Genomic DNA, 11,529 nt, shown 5'->3' on the forward strand with positions numbered 1-11,529 from the left:
GATGAATACTTGCCAAAATGGAACTATAGAGCCGTACCTCAAACTTAGTAATTCATCAAGTTATTTATTTTTCAGTCATTAGTCATTAGTCATTAGTCATCAGTCATTAGTCATTAGTCATTAGTCATCAGTCATTAGTCATTAGTCATCAGTCAACAATGCGGACGGTGCCACCGGAATCGATATCACATCCAAAATATTGAGAAACCCGCCCCCACCCAACCTACTAACCCTGACTAGGAGACTGGTTTTTGGGTATCTGCGATCGGAGGGGGCGGGTTTTTGAGTTCGGCAATTTGATGATTGAAATTCGGGTAACCAGCCCCTACAAATCTTGATAGTTTAGATGTATTATGGTAGGGGCGAATCCGTAGGAGCTGGTTTCACCAACAATCTATAAATTCCAACTAACAATATAAATAAACCAGCCCTCCCCACTAACAGTTAAAATTAGTGAGTGTCAGCAAAATCGATCGGGAGACAAAAGCTCGATCGCCCAATCTTTTTCTCCCGTCGCCCAATTTGCAAATCGCTCAGCCACAGCAGGTACAATAGCCAAAGGATTGCTGAGACTAGAAAAAACGTACAATCCAGGGCGAGAGCCAATGGGCCCCACTACGGGCAACTTATCAGCGCTAAAGGCCACAATACAATCGTGCCAAGTTGCAGGTAAACCTGCCAAAGCAGGCAAAACCTTGCCGATTCCTGCACGAATTGCCCTTTCGCTGGTTTCGCGATCGACCTTAGCATTCAAATCGCTCAAAGTGCGAGACAATTGCCCGATCCGCAAACTCCCATCATTAAATTGAATTGCACCCGAATCTAAAATCGGCGACAGCAACTCTTTACCCGGTTCATCCCAAAGAAAATCCACCTCAATTCTACTCGATTCAGCTTCCAATTCAAAACGTTTTAATAGCGCAGGCATCACCAAAGTCCTGAGTTTCAAATCCACAGGTGCTGTTTCCAGAATTTCCGCGCGAGTAAAATAAACTCCCACAGAAATACCAGCCAGCTTCAGCAAACTCCGACTCCAACCTCCAGCACAAACAACCGCATTTTCACCACGATAAATTCCCTGGGCCGTCTTGACTCCCGAAATCCGATTTCCCTCTTCTATAAACCCAATTACTTCAGCAAATTCTATCGTTCCTCCCAACCGCAAAAACCCTTGACAATAAGCTTTATTTGTGGAAGTCGGCGAAATGTGACCGTGACGCACAGTCAGAGATCCGGCGATCGCACTTTTATTCAGCAAAGGTTCCAACTCGCCAGCTTCTGCAACACTCAAAAGCTGCGGAGCAATCGCAAAATGCGCATAATTAGCTGCCGCTTTTTCGACATCGGAACCCGCATCAATTGTTAGTAACAAATCCAACTCGCGAAACTCAGTATCAGCATCTAATTCCGCCGATAAATTGCGGTGGCGTTCGATACCTTCCCGACACAATAGACGAGTTAAATCAGTCGTCCCAGACCAATAAGCCAAGCCGCCGTAACTAAAACGAGTAGCATTTTGCATGGTAGCATCTCGTTCCAAAAGCAGCACAGCAAAACCTTTTTTTGCCAGTTCGTAACCCAGTGACGCACCCGTAATGCCGCCGCCGACAACAATCCAATCGTAACTTTTCATGGGCAACTCAAAGGGAAGGAAAATATCATGCTTATATTTTACCTTAGGTTTTTTCGGAACCAGACAAAAAGCCTCTACCTACAGGAAGAGGCTGCCTGCGATCGGCATAACTGAAACTTCCACCCCTCGGGAGATGTTTGTGCAGGGAGATTTTTCGTTCAATAGTAGGAATTAGAGTCAGCAAAAAATTAGAAATACCAGAGAGGTTTTTATGAGTATCGACAAACCAGGCAAAGATATGGAGCGCACTGTCAATCCGGGCGATCGCATTTCCGACGAACCGCAAACCCTCGAAGAAAAAGCCCAGCAACTGGCGGTAGACCACGTGCCAGACATCACGGGAGATGTTGTTACAGTTCCAACTTATGTGATGGTAGAAAAAGCGGATGGGGAAAAGGAAGCCCTGCACCACGTCAAAGACGCCGACAAAATTTCTGACGTAATTCGGCAGGCCCGGGTTGACGAAAATGGCGAGCGGGTTTGGGATTAAGTTCAATCCAATAAAAACGGCTTTGTTGTACAAAAGTTATCGGTAGAAATCATGGAAACAAATCAAAGAAATAGTACGCCCTATCCCAATATTCCGCCGATTCTCGAAAGTGACGACACAGAGTATCGCGATGCTGGCATTACGAGTACAGTTTCAGTTGCCGGTCATCCCCTCCACCCAGTGCTGATCGTGTTTCCGGTAGCCTTTTTAGTAGGAGCCGCCGGCACGGATATCGGTTATTGGCTGACAAGCGATCCTTTTTGGGCGAGAGCTTCGGTTTGGCTGATAGGTGCCGGTTTTGGTGCGGGGATTTTGGCGGGAATCACGGGCTTTTTAGATTTTTTCAAAATTAAAAGAGTGCGCGATCGCAGTGCCGGTTGGTTGCACATGGGCGGCAATGTGGCGGCTTTGGTACTTTCCCTGATTAACCTGGTGTTGCGACAAGGAAATCCGGCTGAGCCGATCGTATATACAGGTTTAGCAATTTCGGTCGTCGTGGCAACCTTGCTGGGCATTACAGGCTGGTTCGGCGGCGAACTAAGTTTTCGCCACAAAATCGGCGTCATCGGCCCTACCAGTCATAATTCGTAGGTTTCTGACCATTTGTAGTAGGGACTTGGGCCCCTCTGAGCGTGGATAATTTAGGACTAAAGTCTTGACTACAAACTTAAAGATTGTCCCAGCCAATTCAGATAAGCATGGCTGCCAACGATAATAGGAATAGCAATAATTTCGGGAACTTCATAGGAATGGAGTTCCTGAACTTTTGTTTTTAAAGCCTCAAATTTAGCCAAATCAGTTTTAATCACCAACTGCCACTCTGACTCGGCCTGAATCTCGCCTTGCCAAGTATAAATAGAGCGAATTGGCGACAAACTCACACAAGCAGCCAGCTTGTGTTCAACTAGAGATTTAGCGAGATTCTCCGCCTCCGCCTCCGATGGCGCAGTTACCAGCACCACCCCAAAATTAACAGTCATAACGATTTTAGATTTGAGATTAAAGAATTGATTTTAACAGAAAATCTTGAGCTTAGTCACTTGTAGGGAAACGGCCCAGGCTAAGTCCGGCGCGGATATCTGCCACTTTTAATAATTCTAGGACTTACGCACCGATGCCGAGAAACCGGGTTTTTTTAGCAAAATACTTGGTTTAAACTGAGATATTGCACCATTCTCAATAAGCCTTTTATGGGCGGGCTCTCCTGCCCACCCCACAAGAAAATTCACTCTTCGCTTCACAGGCATCTTGCCTGTTCTTGAGAAATGTGCAAGATGTAAGTTTAAACCCTAAATCTCGGTAAAAAAACCCGGTTTCTTTGTGCGCGAGTGCGTCCATTGATTTTAAACCAGTGCGAGCGGGACGCTGGCACTCGCCTATAATTCCGTAGTTACCAGATTTAATCGCCAAAAATTTCCTATTCTCCATTCCCATTACCCATTTTAAATCTCCTTAACTTCCCAAGAATTGACTTGGCCCGGCCGAGCTAAGGAAAAGTAGCGCCTAGTAGATTCCGGCAAAATAGCTCCCGCCAACAAAGCATTATCTAAATTAGCTCCTATTAACGTCGCCTCGCTCAAATCTGCTGACATCAAATCAGCTTGACACAGCTTGGCCCAATTCAGATTTGCCCCTCTCAAACAACTTCCCCTCAACTTAGCCCCGGTTAAGTTTGCTCCCGCTAACTTCACCTCCCGCAACTGAGCCGCGCTGAAATTCGCCCCCGCCAAATTCGAGCCTTCCAAATTCGCTCCCATTAGTTTAGCTTCGCTGACATTGACGCCGCTCAAATCTGCACCGCAGAGATTCACCCCTGCCAACTGCGCTCGCCGCAGACTGACTCCGGTTAATTGAGCTCCAAAAAGTTTTGCACTATTGAGCTTTGCACCGTAAAGGTTTGCCCACTTAAAATTAGCTCCCGTCAGATTCGCGCCCAGCAAGTTAACTAATTGCAAGTCGGCGCTGCACAAATTGGCATTCCACAACACAGCACCGCGCAGGTTGGCGCCGGTTAAAGTTGCGCCGCTTAACTTTACTCTCGGCAATTTTGCTTTTACCAAAAAAGCCCCGCTCAAATTAGCTTTTGTCAAATCTGCGCCGGGGAGTTTGGCTTCGCCCATTTTGGCAAAACTCAGATTTGTTCTTTGCATCTGTGCGCCTTTGAGTGTTGCTTTGGTGAGAAACGCCCTGCTGAGGTTCGCCCCGGAAAGATTAGCTCGCGAAAGGTTCACTCCGATTAAGATTGCTCCGCTGAGGTTGGCCCCGCTGAGGTCGGCTCCAGCAAAGTCTCTTTCTCCTTTTTCGTAATTTTTGAGCAGTTCGCTAACTTCCATAGGGCGTGATACCTTTTCTGATTGGGGGGTTTCGATCGAGAAATCTTTACTATTAAGGTTTTTTCAGAAATTAGACTGTTTTAGAAATTAGACTGTTTCAGCGTTTGCCTCAAACGGTAGAAATCCCATTAACATCACTTTCTGTTTAAAGGCACTCTCTTAATAAAGATTTTATATCTTCCTCGAGGTAGCGATCGCCCTTTCGGTATTTTTGAATTAAAAGTTAATGTTTTTTGACATAGATAGTCATTCCTTAACGATCGACAGTAATTCGCAACTTCAGACGCAGCGTGCCCTTGAATCCTGCGGGAGGTTGCCAGGAACTCAAGGCCCTGTGGAGAGTCTCTACGGCGTCTGTTGCTTGCAGCGTCGAGGTTTGAGTGTCGATCGCCACAAAGGCAACGCGGCCGTCTTGTACCGACAACTCCCACACCGTCTCCCCACTAACCCCTGTCGGGAGATTAACTGATTGCAGGTATTGACTCAAAGCGGCGATCGCCCCGGCATCCAACCCTTCGGCGCTAACTACTTGCAAGCGAGAAGCCAAAGGCTTCTGGGGTTGCAATTGGCTGTTTCCTTGCTGCCGCACCCTAGCAGGAGCTGGAGTCACCGGTGCCGGGCCGCGAGTCGAGGTAAGGCTGTGAGAGCCGCCCCTAGTTCCCTCCATCCTAGTCGAGGGGAAAATACCTTCATAGCTGACACCCTGCGGCAATTCTACAGGCACTTGCACGCGACGACGAGATCCATCTGGTTCGACTCGCACTTCTTCGCTCACAGCCACAAAAGCCGTGTATTCCGACAGCAAGCGATAAGTCAGAGCAGTATTAGTCACAGCTTCCACCAGAGATTTAGTCTCGCCACCAAACATTTGGTTCATTAAATCTTTAATGCGCGATCGACCCCAAAGTTGAGCTACCGCCGGATTGCCAAAATCCGTAGCGGTTGCGGAGACTGAAGTTGATTCCCGCTGCCGGACGCCGGATTGAGCAAAATTGACAGGTAAAATCTGCTCGTAAGCTGTGCCGCCGGCAAGAGTGCCGCGGATGCGAAGTTGGCCGGGGGCTCGATCGGTCTTTTTGCCAAACAAAACTAGCGGCCCACTCGCAAACAAGTCTGGGGGTGCGATCGGATAAATCTCCGGTTTTTCCCCCATTCCTTCCCAACTAATTTGAATATTAGTCACTACCGGACTATTAATTTGACGAAAAAACTTTTCTACCGCAGATGCCGACGGTTCATCTTGACGAATTACTTGAGACGTGCCTCTTCCCACTTCCGCCAAACGGTTGAGCAAAAACCGATTCACCGAACTGCCGACACCAAAACTATAAAGTCGATTTCCCGGTTTCAGACTCTGCTGAACCAGCGCCAGCACTTCATTTTCATTACCAATGTAACCGTCAGTAATTAGTACCGTACTCCGCAGCCTTCCCCTTGCCGCTGCCGGAAAATTCATCACTGCTTGAATGCCGTTAAGCAGTTCAGTACCACCGTTAGCCTGCAACTTATCGATATAATTAATTGCCCTTTGTCGATTTTCTGCTGTATTCGCTAAAGGAGTTGTTGAAAGCGCTTTGGCAGTGTTGGCAAAATCAATAATAGTAAAAGTATCGTTGGGATTGAGCCCTTGAATGAAGCGGCGCATCAACTCCTGAGATTTTGCCAGCGGTTCGCCCTGCTGAGAACCGGAAGTATCCATCAGAAACACGACATCTTTAGGTACAATTTCATTAGTTTTGTAATTTAATGCCGGAATCAGATAAGTAGCAAAATGACCGCCCCGCTGGTCGGATTGAGTCAAAACAGTTGCCCGAGTATTTTCGCCCGCCACTCGATAGCGCAGAATTAAATCTTTATTGGGAATTGTGTCAGAGTTAGCTAATTGGACTCGCACAATATTGCCGCTGCGGTCAGTTGTAATTTGATGGGAAGTAGAGCGGACATCGCCGATCGCCACTCCGGCATCTATTTCTACCTTCACAGCGATATTGTGACCAGAGATCGTTCCCGGAGGCAAAACAGGCGGGTTAATGCGATCGGCATCGGTATTAACCCCCCCCTGCCCCTCCCTTGCTAAGGGGGGGAATAGAGTGTTGTTGCCCTCGACGGTCTCCCTCGACTCAGAACTATCGCCCCCCGTTGAATTGGGGGGGGTCAGATTTCCCGAAATATAGCGCGGCCCAACCACCATGGGAAACACAAATTCGTAATCGCCACCGGCAAACTTGAGACTTTCGGTATACCGAATCGTAACTTCAATTTTTTCTCCCGGTTTGATATTCGCCAGAGACTGAGTAAAAATATTGTCGCGTTCTTGTTCCAACAAACCCGCAGTTCGGCCTTGCTGTCTGGCTTGTTCGTAAATTTCCAAAGCTTCCTCGCGGAGTTTGATATCAGCTTTAATAGTGCGTGAGCCTATTTTAATTTCCATATCATCCACCGCCGCTTCGTCGGGCAGAGGAAATACATAAACAGCTTCTAAAGATTCGGGAAAAGGATTTTCAAACTTCTGAACAACTTCGACGCGGGAGATATTGCCAGCTATTTTGGCTTTAACTTCAGTCTGCTTGAGAGGAAAGACTTGTTCTCGGGCCGTATTTTGAGTTTTGACGAACAAACCGCCGACTGGACACCGATTTTCTGGCGATCGCGCCCCATTGCACTTAACATCGTTACTAGCGAGGATTTTTGGCGACAGAGACGAATAATTTTCCCCAGGAGCTTTTGCCCGCGCCGCATTTGGAGCGAGCCACGCGCCACACTCGATCGCAGCGAGCAATGCGATACCAGCAGAAAGCAACCGTTGGGGGGATAGAACGCAGACAAACTTCATAGCTGTTTTTTTAGCAGACTTGAGGTGCTTTCTCTACCATGACCTTACCGTTGGCGAAACGTTCCTGAGTTAGCTTTTTGCGAAAAATGACTGAGCGCCCAGGGTAGATTTTAGATTTTAGATTTTAGATTTTAGATTTTAGACTGACTCGCCGTTGCCGGATCAGTCGATTTTAGATTTTAGATTTTAGATTTTAGATTGACTCGGCGTTGCGGGCTCAGTCGATTTGAGATTTGAGATTTGAGATTTGAGATTGACTCGCCGTTGCGGGCTCGTGGGGGGCTGGAACTGTCGATTTGAGATTTGAGATTTGAGATTTGAGATTTGAGATTTGAGATTTGAGATGGGGGGCTGGAACTTTTGTCTAAGCCATGATTGCTCGGGGCGATTGCTGTCGGCTTGCATCCGTATTGGGGTGAGGTCGGTTGGGGCGATCGTCCGCGAACCCAACCTAGAAGATTGTATGATAGTTAAATAATTAAATAACTCTAACCTCAACCTCTCAACCTCTAATAAATTGAAAAAGCCATGAATTTTATTAACCCCAAAACCGACTTTGCCTTTAAAAAAATCTTCGGCTCTGCTGACAGCAAAGACATTTTGATTAGTTTCTTGAATGCCATCCTCTACGAAGCACAGCCCGTCATCGAAGATTTAGAAATTATTGACCCTTATTTAGCTCCCAAAATCAAAGGAGTCAAAGATACTTACTTGGATGTCAAAGCTAAAATTAGTGGCAGCAAAACTGTGATTATTGAAATGCAGGTGTTGAATGTAGAATCATTTGAAAAACGGATATTATACAATGCTACCAAAGCTTACTCAGTGCAATTGAAAAGCGGAGAAAACTACAACCTCTTAAATCCCGTGATTGCCTTGACGATTACAGATTTCCAAATGTTTGAGCATCTGGAAACAGTAATTTCGCGGTTTTGTATCAAAGAAAAAAACAACTTAGTCGAGTATTTGGCGGATGAATTAGAATTTGTATTTGTTGAGTTGCCCAAATTTGACAAGACTTTAGCAGAATTAGAGACTCTGACTGATAAGTGGATATATTTCATGAAAACCGCTCGGACGTTAAGGTCTGTGCCGGAAGAGTTGGGAAATGTACCGGAACTCCGCAAAGCTTTTACAATTGCCAATGAAGCAAATCTCGAACCGGATGAATTGGAAGATTTAGAAAGGCGAGAAATTTTTATTCAAGACCAGCGCGGTGCAATTACCAAAGCTACCAGAATCGGGATAGAACAAGGAATCAGACAAGGCATCGAACAAGGCATCGAACAAGGCATCGAACAAGGCATCAAACAAGGAAATGTGACATTAATTGTTCGTCAGTTGGAGCGCCGTGTCGGCCCATTGTCGCCGGAGATTCAAACTCGCATCGCTCAGTTATCCGCTCAGCAATTAGAGAATCTAGGAGAGGCACTATTAGACTTTGCCAGTGTGTCAGATTTGACAACTTGGTTGCAAGCACATAACAATCGTCAAGGATAGGTCAAAGGGGTGTAGGGGCAATCCCCCGTGGTTGCCCTTCTGGATTACCTATGTCACATTTGAGTCTGACCTGACATTGAAGCATCTAAAGTCGAAAATCCTATGAGCAAATTTGTGTTTGTGACCGGCGGCGTGGTTTCCAGTATCGGCAAGGGAATTGTCGCTGCTTCCTTGGGTCGCTTATTGAAGTCGCGGGATTATTCGGTCTCGATTTTGAAGCTAGACCCCTATATTAACGTTGACCCCGGCACTCTCAGCCCGTTTCAGCACGGAGAAGTCTTCGTGACGCAAGACGGTGCCGAAACTGACCTGGATTTGGGGCACTACGAGCGTTTTACCGATACTTCCATGTCTCGCCTCAACAGCGTCACTACGGGTTCCATTTATCAAGCGGTGATCAACAAAGAACGCCGCGGCGAGTATCAGGGGAGCACGGTGCAGGTGATTCCGCACATCACTAACGAGATTAAAGAGCGAATTCACCGAGTAGCAAAAAATACTAATCCCGATGTGGTGATTACGGAAATCGGCGGAACGGTGGGAGATATTGAATCTTTGCCGTTTTTGGAGGCAATTCGCCAGTTTCGCAAGGATGTCGGGCGGCAAAATGTTGTGTATATGCACGTGACGCTGATACCTTGGATTCCTGCGGCTGGGGAGATGAAAACTAAACCGACTCAGCATTCGGTGAAGGAATTGCGGTCGATCGGCATTCAACCAGATATTTTAGTCTGTCGGTGCGATCGCCCGCTGTCTTTTGGCATGAAACAAAAATTGTCGGAATTCTGCAACGTACCCGAAGAATGTGTCATCACCGCTCAAGATGCTAAAAGTATCTACGAAGTGCCGCTGATGATGGAACAGGAAGGTTTAGCGGAACAAAGCATCAATTTGCTGCAACTCGAACAGCGGCAACCCGATTTGGCTCAGTGGCAAACCTTAGTCAAGCGGCTTTACAGTCCCAACCACAAGATTGATATTGCTTTGGTGGGCAAATACGTGCGGTTGAACGATGCTTATCTTTCGGTGGTCGAAGCTTTGCGGCACGCAGCAATCTCGATCGGCGGCGACCTCAATTTGCACTGGATTAACTCAGAAGATTTAGAATCGGGAAGCCTGGAAAAGTATCTCAAAAATATCAACGGCATTCTTGTACCCGGGGGTTTTGGGATTCGGGGAGTTGACGGCAAAATAGCGGCGATAGAATATGCCAAACACCATAAAATACCCTTTTTGGGATTGTGTTTGGGGATGCAGTGTGCTGTGATTGAATGGGCGCGCCACACCGCCCAACTAGAGGATGCTAACAGCGCTGAATTTGACCCAGATACCACAAATCCGGTAATTAATTTATTGCCAGAACAGCAAGATGTAGTCGATTTGGGCGGTACAATGCGACTGGGTTTGTATCCGTGCCGTGTCAACCCAGACACCCTCGCTTTCAAACTTTATCAGAAAGAAGTGATTTACGAGCGGCACCGCCACCGGTACGAATTTAACAACGCCTACCGCAATCTATTCTTAGAATCAGGTTATGCAGTCTCCGGGACATCTCCCGACGGCCGATTGGTAGAAATGATCGAATTGCCCAACCATCCCTTTTTCATAGCCAGTCAATTTCACCCCGAATTCCAATCTCGGCCTAGCGCCCCCCACCCCTTGTTTCAGGGGTTTATCCAGGCGGCGAGCATCCAGGGAAAGCAGGATTTTTTAGAAGCTGAGGGTCGCGACTTGGTGGCCGGGAAACTTGCAGGAAACTGATCTAATATTATGTGCGATCGATTAGTTCTGATATATTAGATGTCTGTAGGGGCGGGTGAGAGTACACAATATTCAAATCGGGCAGACAATAGAGCGTACTCTCACCCGCCCGACCCAACAATCGGATTTGATTCGGGCCGCACTTACCGGACTAGATATCGGGCATCATTCTCAACGAGTGAAAAACCTCACCCCCCAGCCCTATGCTAGGGCTGGGGGGGCTAGTACCCGAGGGGAGAAGGCAAAAGGCAGAAGGCAGAAGGCAGAAGGCAGAAGGTAAAAATGCTGATTTTTTTACTCAACTTTTTAGCTTGGATTTCAAGGGTGATAGCACTTTCAAAAAAAAATGCAACTTTAGGCAAGTTCCAAACCCCGATAGTCATCAGTCATGCCCAATCTCAAATCTCCAATCTCAAATCTAAAATGCTATAAGTTGTCAAACTATCCTAAAATACCAGGAAACACAGGTTTGAGGAGGCTTTGTGGCTTATTGGAGCAAATTTACTTATGAGAAAAGTACATATATAATTGACCTTGACACGATTAGTGCTTTTTCTAGCGAACTCGATAACAAGCGTCTCACCTTTTGGCTGCCTAATAGCAGTCAGCCGATTATCCTCAATCCCCAAGGCAATTATGACGCTTACAACCAAGTTCTCGATTACATCAAAAAAACCATCGATCGCAATTCTAGAGGCTGGTGGATTAAAATTAATTATGACCGCAAAGAATTTGCGATCGATATGAGTCGAATTAGCTCTTTTGCTTGCGAAGGGAACGGCCGGCTAAGCTTTTTCCTGCCTGACAGCGCAACTAATATTATTATCCTCCGCCAACGCAACCCGGAAACTTATCAAGAAATTCAGGAATACATTAAAAATACGACTGGACAATCTTTGGAATGAAGAAGTCATTAGTCATTAGTCATTAGTCATTAGTCATTAGTCATTAGTCATTAGTCATTAGTCATTAGTCATTA

At 46.6% G+C, this 11,529-nt stretch carries 10 protein-coding genes; 6 read left to right on the top strand and 4 right to left on the bottom strand.

From position 1 onward, the window contains the following. Positions 1–460 precede the first annotated feature (460 nt). Positions 461–1,633 (bottom strand): FAD-binding oxidoreductase, encoded by a 1,173-nt coding sequence (locus QUB61_RS34625; protein ID WP_333135320.1) that lies wholly within the window; start codon positions 1,631–1,633, stop codon positions 461–463. 211 nt (positions 1,634–1,844) lie between these two features. On the opposite strand from QUB61_RS34625, the gene QUB61_RS34630 reads away from it, so the two are divergent. Beyond that, entirely contained in the window at positions 1,845–2,123 is a 279-nt protein-coding gene (locus tag QUB61_RS34630) for a hypothetical protein (protein WP_333135322.1), read from the top strand. 51 nt (positions 2,124–2,174) lie between these two features. Beyond that, entirely contained in the window at positions 2,175–2,714 is a 540-nt protein-coding gene (locus QUB61_RS34635) for a DUF2231 domain-containing protein (RefSeq protein WP_333135324.1), read from the top strand. Between the two features lie 68 nt (positions 2,715–2,782). On the opposite strand, the gene cutA is transcribed toward QUB61_RS34635, so the two are convergent. The 3 genes from cutA to QUB61_RS34650 all read right to left on the bottom strand — a co-directional run bounded on the left by cutA (position 2,783) and on the right by QUB61_RS34650 (position 7,289). Beyond that, positions 2,783–3,103 carry a divalent-cation tolerance protein CutA gene (gene cutA / locus QUB61_RS34640; RefSeq protein WP_333135325.1) on the bottom strand — a complete coding sequence of 107 codons (321 nt, stop codon included), beginning with the start codon at positions 3,101–3,103 and terminating at the stop codon, positions 2,783–2,785. A 462-nt stretch (positions 3,104–3,565) separates the two neighbouring features. Then, on the bottom strand, positions 3,566–4,456 hold the full coding sequence (locus tag QUB61_RS34645) for a pentapeptide repeat-containing protein (RefSeq protein WP_333135327.1): 891 nt from the start codon (positions 4,454–4,456) through the stop codon (positions 3,566–3,568). 253 nt (positions 4,457–4,709) lie between these two features. Next, positions 4,710–7,289 carry a VIT domain-containing protein gene (locus tag QUB61_RS34650; RefSeq protein WP_333135330.1) on the bottom strand — a complete coding sequence of 860 codons (2,580 nt, stop codon included), beginning with the start codon at positions 7,287–7,289 and terminating at the stop codon, positions 4,710–4,712. 528 nt (positions 7,290–7,817) lie between these two features. Here QUB61_RS34650 and QUB61_RS34655 point away from each other — a divergent pair. The 4 genes from QUB61_RS34655 to QUB61_RS34670 all read left to right on the top strand — a co-directional run bounded on the left by QUB61_RS34655 (position 7,818) and on the right by QUB61_RS34670 (position 11,455). Further along, on the top strand, positions 7,818–8,789 hold the full coding sequence (locus QUB61_RS34655; RefSeq protein ID WP_333135332.1) for an Rpn family recombination-promoting nuclease/putative transposase: 972 nt from the start codon (positions 7,818–7,820) through the stop codon (positions 8,787–8,789). A 102-nt stretch (positions 8,790–8,891) separates the two neighbouring features. Continuing rightward, positions 8,892–10,550: a CTP synthase gene (locus QUB61_RS34660; protein ID WP_333135334.1), complete on the top strand. Its 1,659-nt coding sequence runs from the start codon at positions 8,892–8,894 to the stop codon at positions 10,548–10,550. Positions 10,551–10,605: 55 nt separating this feature from the next. Continuing rightward, positions 10,606–10,830, top strand: a complete 225-nt coding sequence (locus tag QUB61_RS34665; RefSeq protein ID WP_333135336.1) for a hypothetical protein — start codon at positions 10,606–10,608, stop codon at positions 10,828–10,830. Between the two features lie 202 nt (positions 10,831–11,032). Beyond that, the gene (locus QUB61_RS34670) at positions 11,033–11,455 is read left to right on the top strand and encodes a hypothetical protein (protein WP_333135338.1); all 423 of its coding nucleotides are present in this window, start codon (positions 11,033–11,035) and stop codon (positions 11,453–11,455) included. Positions 11,456–11,529: the final 74 nt, after the last annotated feature.

Source organism: Microcoleus sp. C2D2 (assembly GCF_036702495.1).
Classification (GTDB): Bacteria; Cyanobacteriota; Cyanobacteriia; order Cyanobacteriales; family Microcoleaceae; genus Microcoleus.

What these genes read in the sequence shown, in the direction of transcription:
- QUB61_RS34655 (WP_333135332.1), top strand. Translation starts at nt 7,818, where the DNA reads ATGAATTTTATTAACCCCAAAACCGACTTTGCCTTTAAAAAAATCTTC.
- QUB61_RS34645 (WP_333135327.1), bottom strand. Translation starts at nt 4,456, where the DNA reads ATGGAAGTTAGCGAACTGCTCAAAAATTACGAAAAAGGAGAAAGAGAC.
- QUB61_RS34630 (WP_333135322.1), top strand. Translation starts at nt 1,845, where the DNA reads ATGAGTATCGACAAACCAGGCAAAGATATGGAGCGCACTGTCAATCCG.
- QUB61_RS34625 (WP_333135320.1), bottom strand. Translation starts at nt 1,633, where the DNA reads ATGAAAAGTTACGATTGGATTGTTGTCGGCGGCGGCATTACGGGTGCG.
- cutA (WP_333135325.1), bottom strand. Translation starts at nt 3,103, where the DNA reads ATGACTGTTAATTTTGGGGTGGTGCTGGTAACTGCGCCATCGGAGGCG.
- QUB61_RS34635 (WP_333135324.1), top strand. Translation starts at nt 2,175, where the DNA reads ATGGAAACAAATCAAAGAAATAGTACGCCCTATCCCAATATTCCGCCG.
- QUB61_RS34660 (WP_333135334.1), top strand. Translation starts at nt 8,892, where the DNA reads ATGAGCAAATTTGTGTTTGTGACCGGCGGCGTGGTTTCCAGTATCGGC.
- QUB61_RS34650 (WP_333135330.1), bottom strand. Translation starts at nt 7,289, where the DNA reads ATGAAGTTTGTCTGCGTTCTATCCCCCCAACGGTTGCTTTCTGCTGGT.